Consider the following 19,305-nt stretch of genomic DNA (forward strand, 5'->3'; position numbering starts at 1 on the left):
GAGTGCAACCGATGCTCGCAACCCGAAAACCCCTCGTCCTGTCGCTGCTGGGCGCGCTGATGCTGTCCGCCGGCCCTGGCCTTGCACAGGACGCCGCCCCGCATGACGACAACGCCCGCATCCGGCTGGCGATGTTGCAGCCGCCGCGTTCGGGGCTGACGCCGCTGTCGGACGATGCCTTCAAGCTGTCGCGCTGGCGCGCGGCGGAAACCCTGATCCGGCTGGACCCGGACGGGCTGCCGCAGCCCTTCCTTGCCACCGCATGGGCGCAGGTGGACGACCACACCTGGCGTTTCGTCATCCGCAAGGACGTCAAGTTCCATGATGGCACCGATCTGACGCCGGAACGGGTCGTCGCCTCGCTGGTTGCCGCCAAGCAGGCCGCGCCGAAGCCGCGCATCCTCGACGGGGTGGAACTGGAAATCACCGCCGATGGCGACGACGCCGTGCTGGTGCGGTCGCGCGATGTCGATCCGCTGATCCCGAACCGGCTGTCCAGTCCGCAACTGGCGATCCTGGCCGAGCGTGCCTATGGGGCGGACGGTCGCGTGAACCCGATCGAGGCGGGCACCGGGCCCTTTGTGCTGAAGGAGATCAACGGCACCACCAGCGCGAAGCTGGACCGTTTCGACGGCTACTGGGGCGAACGCGCGCAGGTCGCCGGGATCGACGCCGATTACGTCCCCGACGGTACGGCCCGCGCGGCGGCGCTGCGCACCGGCACCGCCCATGTCGTCGAGGCGATCCCGGTCTCGCAGGCGGCGCTGCTGGACCAGAACCTCATCCACGAGGTGCCGATGCCGCGCACCAACACACTGTATCTGAACACGAAAAACGGCGCCTTCGCCAACCCGGAAATGCGCCGGATCGCCGCCGCCGCCATCGACCGCGAGACCATCGTGCGCATGGTCTATGAGGGCCGCGCCGACGTGGCGCGCGGGCTGCTTGGCCCGGCGCTGCCTTGGGCGGACGGGCTGCGGGCGGCGGTGGGCGCCCCCGAACCGGGTGACGCGGGCGGGGCCAAGATCGTGCTGGCGACCTTCACCGACCGGGCCGAACTGCCCGAAGTCGCGGTCTTCCTGGAACAGCAACTGACGCAGGCCGGGTTCGACGTCACTATGGAAGTGCGCCAATACGCGCATATCGAGGCCGACGCGCTGGCGGGGCGGTTCGACGCCTTCATCCTGTCGCGGGCGACCGTCCTCGATTCCGGTGATCCGGTGGCCTATATGTTCAGCGATTTCGCCTGCGAAGGCTCGTTCAACATCTCGCAGCTTTGCGATCAGGACGTGGATGCCGCACTGCGCCGCGCTGCCGAGGCCGCCGCGGGCGAAGAGCGCCAGCGAGCCATCATTGAGGCCGAGGCTGCGATCCTCGCCACCCATGCCGCCGTGCCGATGCTGCATGAACGGGTGATCCAGGGCGAGGCCGCTGGCGTCGTCGATGCCGTCCGCGACCCCCGTGAACGGGAACTGGTCAATACCCGCACCCATATCCGGGCCGAATGATGGCCGGGGTGGTCGCTCCGGTGCGGCACGGCGTGGGCTGGCGGATTGCGCCTTTCGTGCCGGCCCTGTCGCGGGCAGTCACGCTGTTGGCGGTGCTGGTGCTGGTCGGGCTACTGCCCTGGCTGACGGATCGCGACCCGGCGCTGTCGATCCTGCGCGCCCGCTCCGGCGATCAGGAAGCCACGCCCGAGGCGCTGGCCGCGATCCGCGCGCAACTGGGCCTCGATCAGGGGCAGGTCAGCTATCTGCTGCGCTGGTTCGGTGGGCTGCTGCAGGGCGACGCGGGCACCTCGTGGATTTCCGGCGCGCCGATCCTGCCGGGGATGCTGAAGGCCACGGGCGTCTCACTGACGCTGATGGGTTGCGCGATCCTTGTGGTCGTGCCCATCGTCGCGGCGTTCTGCGCGCCGGTGGTCCGTTCGGGCCTGAGGGGAGAGCCGCGACGATCCTCGGGCGCCATCGCCGCCGCCTTCACTGCGCTACCGGAATTCCTGCTGGCGACGCTGCTCTTGGTAGTCTTTGCAGTCTGGCTGGGCTGGTTCGCGCCCTATGGCTGGACGCGCTGGCAGGATGCCGTGCTGCCCGCCATCGCCATGGGCATTCCGGCGGGTGGGCTGCTGGGGCGGCTGTTCTCAGACGCGCTGGCCGTCACCTTCTCGGAACGCTGGGTCGCGACGTGGAGCGTGGCGGGCTTCTCGCAGCCCAAGATCGTGCGGGCGATCATTCGCCGGGCCATGCCGGGGCTGTTGCCGCAGGTCGGCATGGTGATGATCGGGCTGACAGGCGGTGCGGTCGCGGTAGAACAGGTGTTTTCCATCCCGGGCCTTGGCCGCGCGACCCTTGGCGCGGCCTCGGCGCAGGACTTGCCTGCGCTGCAAACCGGGATCCTGATCCTGCTGCTGATCGCCGTGACGCTTGGCAGCCTTGCGAACCTGTCCAGCGCGGCCCTGCTTGGCCCGGCGCTGCGGACGGGGGCCTTGCCGGTGGCGATGCCCGATACCGCGCCCACAAGGCGCGCGCTGATCGTGCCGGTGGTGGCCTTCGCGCTGCTGGTTGCGCTGGTCCTTGCGGGCCTGCCGCGCGACCCCTTTACCTCGGCCCATCTGCGGCTCGAGGCGCCCAGCCTTGCCCTGCCGCTGGGCGCGGACGGGATGGGCCGCGACGTGCTGGCGCGGGTGGCGCATGGGGCGGTCTCGACCATCTCAATGGCGGTGATCACGACCTTTCTTGCGCTGTGCATCGGGCTGGTGGCGGGCACCGCGCCGCGGCTGATGGCCGGTCCCATCGAGATCACCAAGGCCACGCCCCCGGTGATCGCGGGGCTTGTCGTGGCGGCGCTGATGGGGCCAAGCTCGGGCGGGGCGATGATCGCGGTGCTGGCGGTAGGCTGGGCGCCGCTGGCCGCCCATGTCGCGGCGCTGGTCACGCAGGCGCGCGCGCAGCCTCATGTGCAGATGGCGCCGCTGCTGGGGGTCGGGCCGCTGCGGTTGGCGCTGCGCTATATCCTGCCCGCGGTTTTCGGTCCGGTGCTGCGCCATGCCACCCTGCGTCTGCCCGGCATCGCCCTGGCGCTGGCGGCGCTCGGCTTCCTGGGCCTTGGCGCGCGTCCGCCCACGCCGGAATGGGGCCTCGTTCTGGCCGAGGGGATGCCTTACCTTGAACGCGCACCCTGGGCGGTGTTCATCCCGGCGCTGGCGCTGGTTTTGCTGGCGGTTCTGGCCGTCTCGCTGGCCAATCTGGAACGCAGGCGGTGAAGCGGGCTCGACTGGTTGTTTGAATCACTCTATCAATCTAAAAAATCATAGATTGATAGAGTGAAACTCGCCATGGTGGACCGGCATCAGCTTGAAGAGACCGCCGCCATGTTCAAGGCGCTGGCCGATCCGGCCCGGCTGCGCACGCTTATCCTTCTGGCTGAACAGGAGCGCAATGTGGGCGAGTTGGCCGAGATCGAGGGTGCCCAGATCGGCACCGTCTCGGCCCGGCTGAAGCTGTTGCTGCAAGCGCGGCTGGTCGCCCGGCGGCGCGAGGGCAAGGCCGCGATCTATTCGATCGCCGATGCCCATGTGCTGCAGCTGGTCGAGAACGCCATCGCCCATATCTGCGAAGAACATTGAACGAAAAGGAAAAACCATGTCGAACTGCACCCATCCCCATCACGAAAACCACGACCACCAGCACGGCGCGGGTTGTGGCCATACCGCCGTCCGCCACGGCGATCATGTCGATTACCTGCATGACGGCCACCTGCACCATCCCCACGCCGACCATGTCGACGAGCATGTGATCGAGGTCAGCTCGACGAACCCCGATACCTGCACCCCTGATCACCGATGCGCCGGCCATGAGCCGGACCACGTTCACGGGCCGGGCTGCAGGCATGAGGCCGTGCCCCATGGCGGTCACGTCGATTACCTGGTCGACGGCCACCTGCATCATCCGCATGGCGATCATTGCGACAACCCCGGTCCCCTGGAAGTCGTCATTCGTTGACCGGGCGTGACGCCTGACGATACGCTCTCGGTTGCCATCGCAACCTGCGCGGCCTGGCCCGATCCCGGGCCGGGCCTTCTGCCGTTGATCGAGGCCCTGACCGCAAGGGGTTTCGACGTGACCTGCCTGCCCTGGCAGAGCGTCGATGAGCAGGCCTTCCTGACCGCGCGGGTCATCCTGCCGCTTTGTGCCTGGGACTATGCCGCCGCCCCGCGGGCGTTCCGCGACTGGATCGCCCGGATCGCGGCAGGGGGTGGCCGCTTTGCCAACGCGCCGGACCTGATGTTGTGGAATATGGAGAAGTCCTACCTGCTGGACCTTGCCGCGCGCGGCGTTCCTGTGCCCCGGACCCATGTGATCGCCGATCCCTCTGCCGGGACGGTCGCGGCGCGGATGCGGGAAGAGGGCTGGGGCAGGGCGGTCCTGAAACCCGCCATCGGGCAGAGCGGGAACGGCGTCACGCTGCTTGAACTGGCCCGGATCGGGAACTGGCCGCAGATGCCGCCGGGCGCGCATGTCCTTCAGGAGTTTCAGGCCGATATCGGTGAGACGGGCGAGACCACGCTAACCTTTTTCGGCGGCGCATTCTCACATGCCGTTCTGCGCCGTCCCGCTGCAGGAGAGTGGCGGGCGAACTCGCAATATGGCGTTGCGCTGGAACGGATCCGGCCCGACAAGGCCGTCATCGAGGTGGCCCGCCGCGCGCTTGCGGCGCTGCCCACGCCCCCGGCCTATGTGCGGGTGGATGGCATCGCCCGGCCAGGGCGTGAATTTCTGGTGACCGAGATCGAGCTGATCGAACCCGCGCTGTTCCTGCATCTCTGCCCCGGAAAGGCGGAAAGGATCGTGGATCTCCTCTGCTGCGCCGCCTGACGTCGCGGATCGCGCTGATCCTGGTCGCTACTTGCCGCCATTCTTGTCGTCTCTCGGCCTGACGTAGATCTCCAGCCGGTGGCCAACGATTTCGAAACCGTGTTCGCGGGCGATCCTGTCCTGCAACTGCTCGATCTCGTCGCAGCGGAATTCGATCACCTCGTCCGTCTCGACATTGATGAAATGGTCGTGGTGTTCCGAGCCGCTGGTTTCGTAGCGCGCGCGCCCGTCGGCGAAGCTGTGGCGTTCGATCAGCCCGCAGCTTTCGAGCGTGCTGACCGTGCGATAGACCGTGGCGATCGATATCCCCGGCGCGATCTTGCTTACCCGCCGATGAAGTTCCTCGGCGTCGGGATGGTCGGCTGAATCGCTCAGAACCTGCAGGATCACCCGGCGCTGGCCGGTCAGGCGCATGCCCTTTTCCTTGCAGAGCTCGGCCAGCTTCTTTTCGAGATTCACGGTCATTCGCTCGATTTCGCCCTGTTGGTCCCCCGGCGGGTGAGCAGGCACGATAGCAGTTCGGCCTGCGGGGGTCATCACCCTATCCCGCCCGGCATCCGGGACCGTTTCGGCCGGCTTGGGTTGGGGGTGTTCGCACCTACCGCCGCTGGGCCGGATTACGAAGCACGACGCGGCATAGGGCGACTGCCGCCGCGAATCCGTCGCTGGCGGTAAAGGTTAGCCCGGCGCCTGCCTTCAGCCCTTGGAGGCGCCGATCCCATCTCGGCCGCGATCAGGCCGTCAGGTCATCCATCCGCCTGCCCGCGTCGGGTGAGCAAATCGTCTCTATGGACCAGAACGGCGCATTTCGGCGCCTTCATCCCGTTTCCGGCGAATGCCACGGCATTGTCGAAGGGGGCGTCCGCGCCGACGATCTGGGGCGTGCCGAGAAAGCGATAGTCGTCCAGCTTTTCGTGGTCGATCACCGCCACGGCGATCTTCGATCCGCTTTGCGTCGTCTTCGGCGTCTGGCCGCCGGTTTTTCGTCGAAGATCGGCGTGTCGTCATGGACCCACAGGCTGCGCTTGGGTCGATGGTCGGGATGCCGGTTTTCGTCACCGTCGCCTGGATCGGCGTCTGTTTCGCCAGCATGTCCTTCATCGCATCGGTCAGGGCCTTCATGCCCCTCGACCCTTCTGGCTTGGGTCAATGGTTCCCGGCCTGCATCCTGCGGGACGTGCCGTCCTGGTCCGGCAATCCCGATGCCGACCGGGCGGATCAGTTGAGCAGGCGGCAATGCCCGCAGGCCGATTGCGCGATGCGGCGCAGATGCTCGACGGCATGATGCACCGAAAGCGCGGCGGCTTTCGCGCGGGCGACATGGCTGTCGATTTCCGCCCCGGTCGCGCCTTGCTTGCCGATATGCGCCGCCAGTTCGGCCAGGGCATATTTCAGATGCTGCGTACAGCTGATCCGCAACGCTATCGGGGCGGAGCGCCGGCTCGCGGTCCCGGTCAGCAGGTCGAAGGCGCGGGCAAGGGGTTCCGTCGCCTCGGCGTCCTTGCCCTCATGGACCAGAAGTGCGGCCAGGTTGTGGCACGAGACATTGACGATCACCGGCAGGGGAACGGTCAGCGCCTCGGGTCGTTGCAGCGCGAAAAGCCGCTCCGCCTCGGTCAGGGCCCGCATGTAGAGCGTCCTGGCCGCAGCATGTTCTCCGGCTGAAAACGCCTTGTTGGCGATGGCTGTCAGTTCGAGCCAGAGGTGGTCGCGGCCGGCCGGCGTCGCGGCGGCGGCGTTCATGGCATCGAGGTCTGTAAAGGCATTCATCGTCTTCTCCTTGGGAATGACCATGCCGGCGGCGCGACATCGCTCGGGCGGCGGGCGCCCTTCGGATCGGAAGGGGCGTCACCGTGTCTGTGCGCCGCGGCTTGCGCCCGGTCCGGCTTCCGACGCGGTGCGGCGGATGCGGCACAGCACGTCGATACCCGCAAGCTCATAGCCCGGCGGGGCAGGGGGAAGCTCGGCGAGGTGGATTATCCCGGCCGGGATGTCGAGCAAGCGATCTTCTTCCTCGATATAGAAATGATGGTGATCTTCTCCCTTCATCTCATACCAGACCGTGTTGCCATAGGCCGGCACGCGCCGCACCAACCCGGTTTCGCAGAAGCGTTTCAGGCTGCCATAGACCCTGCTCAGGGATCCCGGTGCGCCGCGGCTCTGCAATGCGTCGAAAAGATCTTCCGCCGAGACATGGCGCGGTGGCTGCCCGGACAGGATATCCACGATGGCGAGCCGCTGGCGCGTCGCCCGCAGGCCCGCTTCGGCCAGGATGCTGCGGGCGCGGTGGGAACCGAATGGGCTGTCATCGCTGGCGGTCATTGGCGGCTCCGACATTGTTGCGAGCAAGTCGCAACAATGGATGGCGAAAGCGCCGTCATTCGTCAAGCACAGATGCAAGTGAATTGCACTTGCAATATCGTTTTGAATCGATATTCCTTACTGCGACTCGCTCGCAACTATGCTGCGGCTGGCCTTGCAGGCGGGCTTTCGACCATGGAAACAGGAAAGGAATTCCCATGTCTTCGACACTGGCGCGCCTGCTTGGTGCGGTGACGGCAACGGCGCTGATGGCGGGCGCCGCGACGGCCGAGGACAAGATGAAGGTGGTGACGACCTTCACCGTGATCGCCGACATGGCAAGGCAGGTGGCGGGGGATGCCGCCGAGGTGGTGTCGATCACCAAGCCGGGGGCCGAGATCCACGGCTATGAGCCGACGCCGCAGGACATCATTGCCGCGCAGGATGCCGACCTGATCCTCTGGAACGGCATGAACCTGGAACTCTGGTTCGAGAAGTTCCTGGTTAACCTGGGCGATGTCCCCTCGGCCACGCTGACCGAGGGCATCGACCCGATCCCGATCGCCGCCGGCGCCTATGAAGGCAAACCCAATCCCCATGCCTGGATGGGTCTCGACAACGCGCTGATCTACATCGACAACATCACCGAGGCTTTCAGCGAACATGACCCGCAGAACGCGGCAAGCTATGTCAGGAACGCCAACGCCTACAAGAAGCAGCTTCGCGCCACGCTCGAGCCGCTGAAGGCCGAGATCGCCCGCATCCCCGAGGACCGGCGCTGGCTGGTGACCTGCGAAGGCGCCTTCAGCTATCTGGCCCGCGATTTCGGGATGCAGGAACTGTATCTCTGGCCGATGAACTCGGACCAGATGGGCACGCCGCAGCAGGTGCGTGCGGTGATCGACGGAGTGAAGGAGCATCAGATCCCCACCGTCTTCTGTGAAAGCACGGTGAATACCGCGCCCGCCGAACAGGTCGCGCGCGAAACGGGGGCGCATTACGGCGGCGTTCTTTACGTGGACAGCCTGTCCGAGCCGGACGGGCCGGTGCCAACCTACCTGGACCTGTTGAAGGTCACGTCCGAGACCGTGGCGAAAGGGCTCGCGGCCGGCGCGAGCTAAGGCCTGGCTTGCAAAAAGGACTGCCCTGCCGCGGCGCCTTCCGCGCGGCGGGTTTCCCGTTCAAAGGGCGGCCGTCCCGTTCCGGCAGAAAGCGATGACCATGATGCGCGACGACAGAATGACCATGAGGGACAGCGATCCTGGGACGGACCCCGGCGGTGGCATCGTGGCGCGCGACGTGTCGGTAACCTACCGCAACGGCCTGACCGCGCTACGCAATGCCAGTTTCGCGATTCCCACGGGGACCGTCACCGCGCTGGTCGGCGTGAACGGTTCCGGGAAATCGACGCTTTTCAAGGCGATCATGGGTTTCGTGCCGGTGGCCAGGGGCGAGATCAGGCTGCTGGGCATGACGGTCCGCGAGGCGCTGCGCCGCAACCTGATCGCCTATGTGCCCCAGGCCGAGGAGGTGGACTGGTCCTTTCCGGTTCTGGTCGAGGACGTGGTGATGATGGGCCGCTACGGCCACATGGGTTTCCTGCGCCGCCCGTCGCAGGCGGATCGCGACGCGGTGGATCGGGCTCTGGCCCGCGTCAACGTGCAGGACTACCGCCATCGCCAGATCGGAGAGCTGTCCGGCGGCCAGAAGAAACGCGTCTTCCTGGCCCGCGCGCTGGCGCAGGACGGCCGCGTCATCCTGCTGGACGAGCCCTTCACCGGCGTCGACGTCAAGACCGAAGAGCAGATCGTGGCGCTGCTGCGCGAATTGAGGGACGAGGGGCGGGTGATGCTGGTCTCGACCCACAACCTGGGCTCGGTGCCGGAATTCTGCGACCGGGTGGTGCTGGTCAAGGGCACCGTGCTGGCCCATGGCCCGACCGAGACCACCTTCACCCGCGAAAACCTCGAGGCGGCCTTCGGCGGCGTGCTACGCCATTTCACCCTGGGCGGGCAGGTGCTGCATGACGACGAGGACAGCCGCCACGTCACCATCCTGACCGACGACGAACGCCCGCTGGTGCAATATGGCGACCGCACCCACACGCGCGAGGGCGTCCGATGAACCTGCTGCTTGAACCCTTCGGCTATCACTACATGACGAACGCCATGTGGGTCTCGGCGCTGGTCGGCGGGGTCTGCGCGTTCCTGTCGGCCTACCTCATGCTCAAGGGCTGGTCGCTGATCGGCGACGCGCTGTCCCATTCGGTCGTGCCGGGCGTGGCCGGCGCCTATATGCTGGGCCTGCCCTTCGCGCTTGGCGCCTTCATCTCGGGCGGGCTGGCGGCGGCGGCGATGCTGTTTCTGTCCGATCGCTCGGGGCTCAAGGTCGATGTGGTGATCGGCCTGATCTTCACCGCGTTCTTCGGGTTGGGGCTGTTCATGGTCTCGATCAACCCGATGGCGGTTTCCGTGCAGACCATCACCATGGGCAACATCCTAGCCATCACGCCCGAGGATACCTTGCAACTCGCCCTCATCGGCCTTGTTTCGCTGGCGGTGCTGGCGCTGAAATGGAAGGATCTGATGGTGGTCTTCTTCGACGAGGCCCATGCGCGTTCCATCGGATTGCGGCCGGGGCTGCTGAAGGGCGTGTTCTTCGTCCTGCTGTCGGCCTGCGTGGTGGCGGCGATGCAGACCGTGGGGGCGTTCCTGGTCATCGCCATGGTGGTGACGCCCGGCGCCACGGCCTATCTGCTCTGCGACCGCTTCCCGCGGCTGATCGCGCTTTCGGTCGCCATCGGCGCGGCCACCAGCTTCCTCGGCGCCTATCTCAGCTATTTCCTGGATGGCGCCACGGGCGGGATCATCGTCTTGCTGCAGACGCTGGTCTTTCTTAGCGCCTTCGTCTGGGCGCCCAAGCACGGGCTGCTGGCCGCCCGCGCCAAGGCCCGCGCGGAGCTTCTGGCAGAGGGAGGCGCGCAATGATCGACACGCTTCTGATGCCGTTCCAGTTCGGCTTCATGCAGAATGCCTTCCTGATCGCCGCCATCGTCTCGGTGCCGACGGCGCTGCTCTCGTGCTTCCTGGTGCTGAAGGGCTGGGCCCTGATGGGCGACGCCGTCAGCCATGCGGTGCTGCCCGGCGTGGTGCTGGCCTATATCTTCGGCTTTCCGCTGATCCTCGGGGCCTTCGGCGCCGGGATGGTGACGGCCCTGGCGACGGGCTATCTGTCGGCCAACAGCCGGGTCAAGCAGGACACGGTCATGGGCGTCGTCTTCTCGGGCATGTTCGGGCTGGGGATCGTCCTTTACACCTCGATCACCTCGGACGTGCATCTGGACCATATCCTGTTCGGCAACATGCTGGGGATCGTGCCGGCGGACCTGCGCACCGCGCTGTGGATTGCCGTGCCGGTTTCCGTCGTGCTGGCCCTGAAGTGGAAGGACCTGATGCTGCACGCTTTCGATCCGGTGCAGGCGCGGGCCTCTGGCCTGCCGGTCGGGCTGCTGCATTACGGGCTGCTGACCATCCTGTCGCTGGCCATCGTCGCCACGATGACCGCCACGGGACTGATCCTGGCGGTGGGCCTCTTGATCGCGCCGGGGGCCATCGCCTTCCTGCTGGTGCGCAGCTTCGGACGGATGCTGATCGTGGCTGTCGCGGTCTGCATGGGGGCGATGCTGGCCGGGGTCCACGCCAGCTTCTTCCTGGACAGCGCACCGGCGCCGACCATCGTCCTGATCCTGACCGCGGCCTTCGTCGCGGCCCTCGTCCGGCGGACCTGGCAGATCAGGCGCGCCACGGCATCATTTGAGCTCACTTGAGTGTATATAGGGAAACGGCGGCGCACGAGGCACCGCCGTCACGGGGGCTTTCGGCGCGAGGGGTGGGACCGCCCTGCCGCGTCAGAAGGTCGAGGTCAGCCCGATATAGAAGGCGCGCCCCGGTTCGTTGAAGGTGTTCGTTCCGTCGCTGGTATTGGTGCGCAGGATCCGTTTGTCGAAAAGGTTCGTCACCCCGGCCGACAGCCGCGCCGACTCGCTTACCGCCCAGTTAGCACCCAGGTTGACCAGCGTATAGCTGCCGCGGGTTTCGGGATCCTCGATCTCGTTGCCCATGCTGTTGCCGATCGTCGCCGGCTCGATCTTGCCGTAGTGGGTCGCACCCAGCGTCAGGGTCAGGTCAGGCGTGGCATACCAGTCGAGCGAGGCGTTGATCGTATAGTCCGGCACCAGGCTCAGCGGCTGGCCGTTCTCGTCCTCGGACTTGATCATCTTGGTGAAGTTCGTGTTGAAGGCGAAGCTTTCGCCCAGCGGGGTCGAGAAATTGCCCTCGATCCCCGAGATCACCGCGTTCTTCTGGTTTTCCCAGCGGAACAGACGGTTTGTCGTCGCATCCGGGTTGTGCTGGATCCGGCCCGAGGCGATGCGGTTGTCATAGTCGTTGTGGAACCAGGTCAGGCTGGCACTGATGTCGTTGTGACCGGCATAAGCGACGCCGATCTCCTTGTTCAGGCTGCGCTCGGCCTCCAGATCCGGGTTGCCCAGAACGTAGCAGGGACCGCTGAGGCGCACGCCGTCGACATAGGGGCAGCCATTGCCTCGGGTGACATAGACGTAGTTCGGGTTCAGCTGATACAGGTTCGGCGCCTTGAAGGCCCGCGCCACGCCCAGCTTCATCGTCCATTCGTCGTTGAAGGCATAGGTCGCGTTCAGGCTGGGCGACCATGCGCTGCCGAAATTGTCATTATAATCGAAGCGCAGGCCGGGGGTCAGGGTCAGCTTGTCGTTCCATTGGATGTTCGCCTCGGCGTAAAGGCCGATGGTCTGCTGGTCGGTCTTGGGATCGCGGTTCTCGCCGTCGGGATCGACGCCGGTATCGGGCACCAGCGACGGGTCGAGCCCGCCGCGGATCGACACGCCGTCCTCCATGAACTCGCCGCGATATTCGGCGCCGAAGGTCACGCGGCTGTCCCGGCCGGCAAGCTTCATCGGCAGGATCCATTCGCTCTTGGCGGTGATGTTGTCCAGCGTGATGGTGCTGAACGCCATCGCGTCGTTTTCCCCGTCGCCATCGGTATCGACGCAATTGGTGATGGCACCTTCGCCACCGCCGGCCGTGCCTTCGCAAAGCCGGGCATTGCGGGTGTTTTCCCATTGCAGATAGCTGAACGACTCGCCGAAATCATACTCGCCGCGATGGGTCAGGGACAGGGCGCGGCGATACATGCGGTTGGTCTCGGTGCCGATCAGGTTGACGCCGTCCTGATCCTCTTTCACGCTGCCGAACATCGTGTCGCCGGCATAGATGTTGCCCTGGCGCGAGAAATTCGCCTCGAAGTCGATGACATGACCGGGCGCGACCTGCCAGCTCAGCAAGCCGCCCAGATCCTTGTTCACCACGCCTTCGCGGCCCGCGAGGTTGAGATATTCCGGGTTGCCGTCGTCGTCCAGAACCGGACTTCCATCATCATCCAGCAAAGGAACGCGGTTGATGTCGGGGGCGTCGCCGTCGGTCTTGTTGTAGTTGCCGAACAGACGGAAGGTCAGGTTTTCACCCACGGGCCCAGCCAGCATGAAATTGCTGCGCACCGTGTCGCCTTCCTTGCGGCTTTCGGGCGAATTGTAATGCATCCCGACCTGGCCCGAGAAGGTCTCGGGGCGCTTAGTGATGATATTGACCACCCCGCCCGACGAGCCCGAGCCATAGCGCGCCGCCGCCGGACCGCGCAGCACCTCGATGCGCTCGATCATTTCGGCGGGCACCCAGTTCGAATCGCCGCGCGAGTCGCGTTCGCCATTGCGGCTCATACGGACCGAGTTGCGCGACATGACCGGCTTGCCGTCGATCAGGATCAGGGTGTTTTCCGGCCCCATGCCGCGAATGTCGATCTGGCGCTGGTTGCCGCGCTGGCCGCTGGCGGTGGCGCCGGTCAGGTTCACGCCGGGCATCTTGCGCACGACTTCGGAAATATCGTTGACCGGAGGGGCTTTCTCGATGTCCTCGGCTGTCACGGTCGAGGTGCCGAGCGCCTGCTTGGCCTGTTCCTCGGCGGTGATCACGACCGTTTCAAGGACGACCGTGTCCTCGGTGGTTGTCTCCTGTGCCAGGACGGAACCGGCGAAGACCGGCAGTGACATCAGCAGACAGAGTGCGGTGCCCGTGGTCGGGCGCGGGAAAGGCGTCGCCATCGCATGCTCCTGTTGGAAAGGGTCAGGGATGGCTGGCGTCTCGCGCGCTTGCCGGCTTCAACCATTTGTGAATTAAGTCTTCAACGCAAAGAATGCCGAGGCTGCGGCAATCGCGCCGCATCTGTGGCTGTTCTGCCACGGCCGAGCCTGCAAGAGCAGAGCTTTCGAAGTCTGGCCCCTGATTTTCGCAGCGTGGTGTCCGGCAGGAAATCGGTTTACAGGATTGGCGGCGAGGCAGGCAGCCTTGGACCGTTCGACCAAGGACAAGCCCTCCACCAGACGCAGCCCGGGCGTGCGGGCACTGCGGGTATTCTGGAAGCCTCGCCGTAACTGCGCGAATTGCGGCTTGAGGGCGATGAGGTCGCGTGGCGGAAATATGCAGGCGGCCACGACTATCTGGTCTGGCGTGGGGTGCCGGCGGATGGGCTGATCGCCCTCTTCGGCGCGGAGGGGGAGGTGGAGTTGCCCCGGCTGCCATCTGAGCAAGGCGGCCTGCGTTGTGCGAACTGCAGAGGTCAAGACCGACCGGATCGACCCGCCGTCGGCACGAATCTTTCGGCCGGCAATGCAGCCCCGCAGGGTTGCCAGGCGGGCCGCCCGCCGCCATCACGCGATTGACACAAGCGCCGAACAGTTGCAGTGCCATCGTAAGCGGGAGCGGCAGCGACAGGGGAGCACCCGTGCCGCCGATCCGGGTGCCGATGGTGGCCGTCGCCCCCGCAAGGACGCGCAATTCGCCGCCGCCCGCCTCTGTCTTCAGCATCCCGCCGCCGGCCAGGGCATAGCTGTCGGCGACGAATTGCAGGCCCTTGAAGGACAAATCGCCCTGGACCTCGACCAGCCCTCCGGTCCCGTTGAAGGCGCCGTGGCCGCCGGCCCAAGGCCATGGGGATGTCGCCGCCACGGTCCCGCCAGGCTAGGTTCGCCGCGCTCCAGACGCCGCTGCCGCCGCGCCAGATCTTCACCGCCGCATCGCCGCCGTGCCGACCACCAGGTCGACATGGCCGCCGCCGGTCACGATTTCATAGGTGCTTGTTCCCAGTGCCGGCGTCGTCGCGATCCCAAGGCCATGGTCGGTCAGCCCGCCATAGCTCAGCAGCCGGTAATAGCCCAGGCCCGCGCCGCCCGCATTGGAAAGCCTGAGCACGCCGTCCAGGGTCAGCTGCCCGCCGACGGCGACGTGATCGCTTGTGCCGCCGCCGCTGGCCGGGCCGGAGGCGCCCAGGTCAAAGCCGAGGACGGAGCCGGTGCCGAGTTCCAGGTCGTCCGCGATCATCAGGGTGCCGATGCTGCCGCTTCCCAGTTGAAGCACGCCGCCGGCCACCAGGATGTCGCCGCTGTGGGTGTTGGTGCCACTCAGGATCAAGGTGCCGCCGCCCTCTTTCACCAGCCCGCCCGTGCCCGAGATCGTGCCGCCGAAGCCCGTGTCGCTGCCGTCCCCGCCCGTGGTCAGCGTGCCCTGGCCAAGCGTGACGTCCCCGGCCCCGGAAAGCGAGCCGATGGTCTGGTCGAACCCGTCCAGGTCGAGCGAGGCCCCGGCATCGACGGCATGCGCGCCGAGGGTCGCAAAGCTGCCGGCAGCCCCCGCCCGCAGGCTGCCCCGAGAGGCATAGGCGCGGCCATGGCCGTTCGATCCGTCGCCCATGACGTTGACTCAGCCGGACTTGCCGGCCTCGCTGCCGATGACGCCGGACCCTGTGTCCAGCCGGCCGCCCGCTTGGATCGCCAGCGTTCCGCCGCCGCCGTCGATGTCGATTGCATCCTGGGCGTTCACGCCCACGCAAGGTTCCAGGCCGCAAGCGGGGGCGGCGGGATGCCGGGAAGCATGTCGCCGCTGGCGGCCACGGTCTGCGCCAAGGCGACGGGGCTGCCCATGACCCTGCCGAGGACGAGGGCCAGCGCGGTCGAATATAGCGGATCGTGGACGGCCGATGCCCTGCGCAGGCGGGCATTCGGGGCAACCCTCGCCAGCAGGGCCGTCGGAAGGGCATGTCGCGATGCCATCTGGCGGGCTTTCCCCCATCGTGTCGCCATTCATTGCGACCTTTCTGGCAAAGGAACGTTAAGAGAAGGTTAAGCGGCATGCCGAAGCCCCGAGGCATTTCCGAAGGATTTGATCGATTCCGCACCCGCAGGGGCTTGCCGGGCGAGCCTCAGCCCGGCCCGGCATGGCCGAGGGGGCGGGACAGTTCGTGGCCGCGCTCGGCCAGCCTTGCCGACAGAAAGCCGATCACCGCGCGCACCCATTGCATCACCCGCAGGTCGCGGTGGCAGGTCAGCCAATAGGTCCGGGTCAGGCGGACCCGTTCAGGCAGCACGATCTGCAATTCGGGATATTTCGCGGCGATATACCAGGGCAGCACGCCGATCCCCAGCCCGCCCCGCACCGCCGCAAGCTGGTTGAAGATGCTGGAGCTTTTCACCCCGGCCCGGATCGCGGGATGGATCTCGCCCAGGTAGTCGAGGCCGGGGGCGAAGATCATCTCCTCGATATAGCCGACGAAGCGCAGCCGGGGCAGATCCTCGGGGCTGGCGATCGGCGGCAGGCTGCGCAGATGCTCGCGCGTGGCGTAGAGGTGCAGCGTATAGTCCACCAGCCGCTCGGAGCGATAGGGGCCGCTCGTGACCGGGTCCAGCGTGATCGAGATGTCTGCCTCGCGCCGCGACAGCGACAACACCTGCGGCATGGTGATGAGTTCCAGCGAGATCAGCGGAAATTCCGCGGCAAAGGCCGGCAGCAGATGGGTCGAGAACAGGCTGCCGAAGCCCTCGGGCATGGCCAGCCGCAGCGGCCGCGCCTGGCCGGTGGCGGCGGATTGCTCCAGCGGGATCAGCCCGGCGGCCTGCTCCATCCGCTCGGCCGCCTCGATCAGGCGCTGGCCGGCGGGGGTCGGCTCGTAGCCGCGGGGATTGCGCTCGAACAGGCGGGTGTTCAGCGCCTGCTCCAGCCGGTCGATGCGGCGCGAGACGGTGACATGCGAGGTGCCCAGCTGTCGCGCCGCGCGCGAAAGCTGCCCTTCGCGCACAACCGCCAGAAAGAATTGCAGATCGTCCCAGCTGAGATTGGCCATCTGTTCGAAAACGCACACGCCCTGTAAGAAATTAAACCTCTCTGAACACTTGTGTCAAAGCCGAATTGCCTGCATCGTTCCATGCGGGAGGGGCAAGGCGAGAGTCGCCCCCTCGCGGGTAACAGGACAGTATTCCCACCCGGCAGGCAGAAGCGGCCGGTGGAAGGGATGCGCCTTTGGGAGGACATAATGCGAAAGATTCTGCTGTCGACCGCCGCGGTCGGCCTTATTGCCACGCCTGCCCTGGCCGAGGTTTCGGACGGGGTGGTCAAGATCGGCATCCTGAACGACCAGTCCGGGGTCTATGCCGATTTCGGCGGCAAGTATTCCTATGAGGCCGCGCGGATGGCGGTCGAGGATTTCGGCGGCAAGGTGCTGGACGCGCCGGTCGAGGTCGTCACCGCCGATCACCAGAACAAGCCCGACATCGCCTCGAACATCGCCCGGCAATGGTATGACACCGAGCAGGTCGATGCGATCATGGAACTGACCACCTCGTCGGTCGGCCTGGCGGTGCAGGCGCTGAGCCAGGAAAAGAAGAAGATCACCGTCAACACCGGCGCGGCCACGACCGAGCTGACCGGGCCGCAATGCACCCCCTATGGCTTCCACTGGGCCTATGACACCCATGCGCTGGCCGTGGGCACCGGCGGCGCGCTGGTGAAGGAGGGCGGCGACAGCTGGTTCTTCCTGACCGCCGACTATGCCTTCGGCTATTCGCTGGAAGAGCAGACCGGCAATTTCGTCAAGTCGCAGGGCGGCACGGTCGCGGGCGCGGTGCGCCACCCGCTGGCGACGACGGATTATTCCTCGTTCCTGCTGCAGGCCCAGGCTTCGGGGGCCAAGGTCATCGGCCTGGCCAATGCCGGCATGGACACGCAGAACGCCATCAAGCAGGCGGCCGAATTCGGCATCACCGCCGGCGGCCAGCGCCTGGCGGCGCTGCTCTTCACCCTGGCCGAGGTGCATGGCATCGGACTGGATGCCGCGCAGGGGCTGACGCTGACCGAAAGCTTCTACTGGAACCGCACGCCGGAATCGCGCGAGTTCGGCGAACGCTTCAAGGAACGCACCGGCGTCATGCCGAACATGGTCCATGCCGGCACCTATTCCGCCGTCACCCAATACCTCAAGGCGATCCAGGAGGCAGGGACCGACGAGACCGAGGCCGTCGCCGCCAAGATGCACGAGATGCCGGTGGACGACATCTTTGCCCAGGGCGGCAAGGTCGGGCCCAACGGCCGGCTGATCAAGGACGTCTACCTGATGGAGGTCAAGGCGCCCGGCGACGTGACCGAGGACTGGGATTATTACAACGTCCTGGCCACGATTCCGGGCGATCAGGCCTTCCTGAACCCGGCCGAAAGCGGCTGCCCGCTGGTCCAGTGATGGCGGCGACGCTTGCAACGCAGTCCCAGCCGCGGGTGGTCTTGTCCGCCCGCGGCCTCGGCCGGGACTTCGCGGGCTTCACCGCCGTCAACAACGTGGATCTGGACGTGGAGCATGCGCGCATCCACGCGCTGATCGGGCCCAATGGCGCCGGCAAGACCACGGTCTTCAACCTCTTGACCAAGTTCCTGCAGCCGACGCGGGGCCAGATCACGCTCCTGGGCCAGGACATCACCAACACCCGGCCCGACAAGGTGGCGCGGATGGGGCTGGTGCGGTCCTTCCAGATCTCGGCGGTGTTCCCGCACCTGACCGTGCGCGAGAACGTCAAGGTCGCGCTGCAACGCCCCAACGGGCTTTCGACGCAGTTCTGGCTGCCGCTGTCCGCGCTCGACCGGCTGGATGCGCGCGCCGACCAGCTGATCGAGCAGCTGGGCCTGGCGCAATACCGCGACCACCGCGCCGCCGACCTGTCCTATGGCCGCAAGCGCGTGCTGGAGATCGCGACCACCCTCGCGCTCGACCCCGAGGTGCTGCTTCTGGACGAGCCGATGGCCGGCATGGGGCAGGAGGACGTGGCCATGGTCGCGGGCATCATCCGCGACGTCGCCGCCGAACGCGCCGTGCTGATGGTCGAGCACAACCTCAGCGTCGTCGCCGACATCTGCCACCACGTCACCGTGCTGCAGCGCGGCGAGATCATCGCGCGGGGCGACTATGCCACCGTCTCGGCCGATCCGCGCGTGCGCACCGCCTATATGGGGTCCGAGGCATGAGCGCGCCGCTTCTGAACGTCCGCGACCTGCAGGCCTGGTATGGCGAAAGCCACGTCCTGCACGGCGTGAACCTGCATGTGAACGAAGGCGAGACCATCTGCATCCTCGGCCGCAACGGCATGGGCAAGACCACGACGCTGCGCAGCATCATGGGCATCCTGCGCAAGCGCACCGGCCGCATCCAGTTCGCCGGGCGCGACATGATGGCGCTGCCCCTGCACCAGACCGCCCGCGCCGGGCTGGGCTTCGTCCCCGAGGAACGCGGCATCTTCGCCAGCCTCTCGGTCGAGGAGAACCTGATGCTGCCGCCGAAGGTCGCCGAGGGCGGCATGTCGGTCGAGGAGATCTACGCGCTGTTCCCGAACCTCGAGGAGCGCCGCAATTCGCAGGGCACCAAGCTGTCGGGCGGCGAGCAACAGATGCTGGCCATGGCGCGCATCCTGCGCACCGGCGCGCGCTGCCTCTTGCTCGACGAGCCGACCGAGGGGCTGGCCCCGGTCATCATCCAGGCCATCGGCGAGGTGCTGCAGAAGCTGAAGGGCCGCGGCATGACCGTGGTGCTGGTCGAGCAGAACTTCCGCTTCGCCGCCAAGGTCGCCGACCGCTTCTACCTGATGGACCACGGCCGCATGACGGCGGAATTCCCGGTCGCCGAACTGCCGGCGCAGATGGACATGCTGCATCGGGAACTGGGGGTGTGA

At 66.5% G+C, this 19,305-nt stretch carries 20 protein-coding genes; 12 read left to right on the forward strand and 8 right to left on the reverse strand.

The window, feature by feature from the left end:
- Positions 1 to 11 precede the first annotated feature (11 nt).
- The 5 genes from E3U25_RS12240 to E3U25_RS12260 are packed head-to-tail and all read left to right on the forward strand — an operon-like array spanning position 12 to position 4,874.
- The gene (locus E3U25_RS12240; RefSeq protein ID WP_116222608.1) at positions 12 to 1,508 is read left to right on the forward strand and encodes an ABC transporter substrate-binding protein; all 1,497 of its coding nucleotides are present in this window, start codon (positions 12 to 14) and stop codon (positions 1,506 to 1,508) included.
- Positions 1,508 to 3,262: an ABC transporter permease subunit gene (locus tag E3U25_RS12245; protein WP_208861642.1), complete on the forward strand. Its 1,755-nt coding sequence runs from the start codon at positions 1,508 to 1,510 to the stop codon at positions 3,260 to 3,262. Before E3U25_RS12240 ends, E3U25_RS12245 begins: the two co-directional genes overlap by 1 nt.
- A gap of 60 nt (positions 3,263 to 3,322) precedes the next feature.
- Entirely contained in the window at positions 3,323 to 3,625 is a 303-nt protein-coding gene (locus E3U25_RS12250; protein WP_208861643.1) for an ArsR/SmtB family transcription factor, read from the forward strand.
- Positions 3,626 to 3,641: 16 nt separating this feature from the next.
- A complete protein-coding gene (locus E3U25_RS12255; protein ID WP_181180827.1) occupies positions 3,642 to 4,001 on the forward strand; it encodes a hypothetical protein in 360 nt (119 codons plus the stop codon).
- A gap of 6 nt (positions 4,002 to 4,007) precedes the next feature.
- Positions 4,008 to 4,874: an ATP-grasp domain-containing protein gene (locus tag E3U25_RS12260; protein ID WP_116222610.1), complete on the forward strand. Its 867-nt coding sequence runs from the start codon at positions 4,008 to 4,010 to the stop codon at positions 4,872 to 4,874.
- Between the two features lie 27 nt (positions 4,875 to 4,901).
- Here E3U25_RS12260 and E3U25_RS12265 read toward each other — a convergent pair whose 3' ends face one another.
- From E3U25_RS12265 to E3U25_RS12280, 4 genes are all read right to left on the reverse strand, one after another.
- Positions 4,902 to 5,339: a Fur family transcriptional regulator gene (locus E3U25_RS12265; RefSeq protein WP_181180826.1), complete on the reverse strand. Its 438-nt coding sequence runs from the start codon at positions 5,337 to 5,339 to the stop codon at positions 4,902 to 4,904.
- A gap of 281 nt (positions 5,340 to 5,620) precedes the next feature.
- The gene (locus E3U25_RS12270) at positions 5,621 to 5,806 is read right to left on the reverse strand and encodes a hypothetical protein (RefSeq protein ID WP_208861644.1); all 186 of its coding nucleotides are present in this window, start codon (positions 5,804 to 5,806) and stop codon (positions 5,621 to 5,623) included.
- A 286-nt stretch (positions 5,807 to 6,092) separates the two neighbouring features.
- On the reverse strand, positions 6,093 to 6,644 hold the full coding sequence (locus tag E3U25_RS12275; protein ID WP_140846965.1) for a hypothetical protein: 552 nt from the start codon (positions 6,642 to 6,644) through the stop codon (positions 6,093 to 6,095).
- Positions 6,645 to 6,722: 78 nt separating this feature from the next.
- A complete protein-coding gene (locus E3U25_RS12280; protein WP_166435584.1) occupies positions 6,723 to 7,196 on the reverse strand; it encodes a Fur family transcriptional regulator in 474 nt (157 codons plus the stop codon).
- A gap of 197 nt (positions 7,197 to 7,393) precedes the next feature.
- Here E3U25_RS12280 and E3U25_RS12285 point away from each other — a divergent pair, with 197 nt between their 5' ends.
- The 4 genes from E3U25_RS12285 (at position 7,394) to E3U25_RS12300 (ending at position 11,001) form a co-directional block, all read left to right on the forward strand.
- A complete protein-coding gene (locus E3U25_RS12285; protein ID WP_116222613.1) occupies positions 7,394 to 8,296 on the forward strand; it encodes a metal ABC transporter substrate-binding protein in 903 nt (300 codons plus the stop codon).
- A gap of 103 nt (positions 8,297 to 8,399) precedes the next feature.
- On the forward strand, positions 8,400 to 9,299 hold the full coding sequence (locus E3U25_RS12290) for a manganese/iron ABC transporter ATP-binding protein (RefSeq protein ID WP_420872913.1): 900 nt from the start codon (positions 8,400 to 8,402) through the stop codon (positions 9,297 to 9,299).
- On the forward strand, positions 9,296 to 10,162 hold the full coding sequence (locus tag E3U25_RS12295; RefSeq protein WP_116222614.1) for a metal ABC transporter permease: 867 nt from the start codon (positions 9,296 to 9,298) through the stop codon (positions 10,160 to 10,162). The genes E3U25_RS12290 and E3U25_RS12295 overlap by 4 nt, the downstream gene beginning before the upstream one ends.
- A complete protein-coding gene (locus tag E3U25_RS12300) occupies positions 10,159 to 11,001 on the forward strand; it encodes a metal ABC transporter permease (RefSeq protein ID WP_116222615.1) in 843 nt (280 codons plus the stop codon). The genes E3U25_RS12295 and E3U25_RS12300 overlap by 4 nt, the downstream gene beginning before the upstream one ends.
- Positions 11,002 to 11,082: 81 nt before the next feature.
- On the opposite strand, the gene E3U25_RS12305 is transcribed toward E3U25_RS12300, so the two are convergent.
- The 4 genes from E3U25_RS12305 to E3U25_RS12320 form a co-directional block, all read right to left on the reverse strand.
- Positions 11,083 to 13,368, reverse strand: coding sequence for a FepA family TonB-dependent siderophore receptor (locus E3U25_RS12305; RefSeq protein ID WP_116222616.1), 2,286 nt, complete (start codon positions 13,366 to 13,368; stop codon positions 11,083 to 11,085).
- 961 nt (positions 13,369 to 14,329) lie between these two features.
- Positions 14,330 to 15,013 carry an autotransporter-associated beta strand repeat-containing protein gene (locus tag E3U25_RS12310; RefSeq protein WP_116222618.1) on the reverse strand — a complete coding sequence of 228 codons (684 nt, stop codon included), beginning with the start codon at positions 15,011 to 15,013 and terminating at the stop codon, positions 14,330 to 14,332.
- A 9-nt stretch (positions 15,014 to 15,022) separates the two neighbouring features.
- On the reverse strand, positions 15,023 to 15,148 hold the full coding sequence (locus E3U25_RS12315) for a hypothetical protein (protein WP_255469678.1): 126 nt from the start codon (positions 15,146 to 15,148) through the stop codon (positions 15,023 to 15,025).
- Between the two features lie 373 nt (positions 15,149 to 15,521).
- Positions 15,522 to 16,439, reverse strand: coding sequence for a LysR family transcriptional regulator (locus E3U25_RS12320; RefSeq protein ID WP_114537477.1), 918 nt, complete (start codon positions 16,437 to 16,439; stop codon positions 15,522 to 15,524).
- A 189-nt stretch (positions 16,440 to 16,628) separates the two neighbouring features.
- Here E3U25_RS12320 and E3U25_RS12325 point away from each other — a divergent pair, with 189 nt between their 5' ends.
- From E3U25_RS12325 to E3U25_RS12335, 3 genes are read left to right on the forward strand one after another with little or no spacing between them, the layout of a single operon-like run.
- A complete protein-coding gene (locus tag E3U25_RS12325; RefSeq protein WP_116222848.1) occupies positions 16,629 to 17,828 on the forward strand; it encodes an ABC transporter substrate-binding protein in 1,200 nt (399 codons plus the stop codon).
- Positions 17,828 to 18,604: an ABC transporter ATP-binding protein gene (locus E3U25_RS12330; protein ID WP_036757688.1), complete on the forward strand. Its 777-nt coding sequence runs from the start codon at positions 17,828 to 17,830 to the stop codon at positions 18,602 to 18,604. Before E3U25_RS12325 ends, E3U25_RS12330 begins: the two co-directional genes overlap by 1 nt.
- Positions 18,601 to 19,305: an ABC transporter ATP-binding protein gene (locus E3U25_RS12335; protein WP_036757657.1), complete on the forward strand. Its 705-nt coding sequence runs from the start codon at positions 18,601 to 18,603 to the stop codon at positions 19,303 to 19,305. Before E3U25_RS12330 ends, E3U25_RS12335 begins: the two co-directional genes overlap by 4 nt.

This window comes from Paracoccus versutus (genome assembly GCF_029909795.1).
GTDB lineage: Bacteria > Pseudomonadota > Alphaproteobacteria > Rhodobacterales > Rhodobacteraceae > Paracoccus > Paracoccus versutus.

What these genes read in the sequence shown, in the direction of transcription:
- E3U25_RS12240 (WP_116222608.1), top strand. Translation starts at nt 12, where the DNA reads ATGCTCGCAACCCGAAAACCCCTCGTCCTGTCGCTGCTGGGCGCGCTG.
- E3U25_RS12245 (WP_208861642.1), top strand. Translation starts at nt 1,508, where the DNA reads ATGGCCGGGGTGGTCGCTCCGGTGCGGCACGGCGTGGGCTGGCGGATT.
- E3U25_RS12255 (WP_181180827.1), top strand. Translation starts at nt 3,642, where the DNA reads ATGTCGAACTGCACCCATCCCCATCACGAAAACCACGACCACCAGCAC.
- E3U25_RS12265 (WP_181180826.1), bottom strand. Translation starts at nt 5,339, where the DNA reads ATGACCGTGAATCTCGAAAAGAAGCTGGCCGAGCTCTGCAAGGAAAAG.
- E3U25_RS12275 (WP_140846965.1), bottom strand. Translation starts at nt 6,644, where the DNA reads ATGAATGCCTTTACAGACCTCGATGCCATGAACGCCGCCGCCGCGACG.
- E3U25_RS12280 (WP_166435584.1), bottom strand. Translation starts at nt 7,196, where the DNA reads ATGACCGCCAGCGATGACAGCCCATTCGGTTCCCACCGCGCCCGCAGC.
- E3U25_RS12285 (WP_116222613.1), top strand. Translation starts at nt 7,394, where the DNA reads ATGTCTTCGACACTGGCGCGCCTGCTTGGTGCGGTGACGGCAACGGCG.
- E3U25_RS12290 (WP_420872913.1), top strand. Translation starts at nt 8,400, where the DNA reads ATGCGCGACGACAGAATGACCATGAGGGACAGCGATCCTGGGACGGAC.
- E3U25_RS12295 (WP_116222614.1), top strand. Translation starts at nt 9,296, where the DNA reads ATGAACCTGCTGCTTGAACCCTTCGGCTATCACTACATGACGAACGCC.
- E3U25_RS12300 (WP_116222615.1), top strand. Translation starts at nt 10,159, where the DNA reads ATGATCGACACGCTTCTGATGCCGTTCCAGTTCGGCTTCATGCAGAAT.
- E3U25_RS12305 (WP_116222616.1), bottom strand. Translation starts at nt 13,368, where the DNA reads ATGGCGACGCCTTTCCCGCGCCCGACCACGGGCACCGCACTCTGTCTG.
- E3U25_RS12310 (WP_116222618.1), bottom strand. Translation starts at nt 15,013, where the DNA reads ATGGGCGACGGATCGAACGGCCATGGCCGCGCCTATGCCTCTCGGGGC.
- E3U25_RS12320 (WP_114537477.1), bottom strand. Translation starts at nt 16,439, where the DNA reads ATGGCCAATCTCAGCTGGGACGATCTGCAATTCTTTCTGGCGGTTGTG.
- E3U25_RS12325 (WP_116222848.1), top strand. Translation starts at nt 16,629, where the DNA reads ATGCGAAAGATTCTGCTGTCGACCGCCGCGGTCGGCCTTATTGCCACG.
- E3U25_RS12330 (WP_036757688.1), top strand. Translation starts at nt 17,828, where the DNA reads ATGGCGGCGACGCTTGCAACGCAGTCCCAGCCGCGGGTGGTCTTGTCC.
- E3U25_RS12335 (WP_036757657.1), top strand. Translation starts at nt 18,601, where the DNA reads ATGAGCGCGCCGCTTCTGAACGTCCGCGACCTGCAGGCCTGGTATGGC.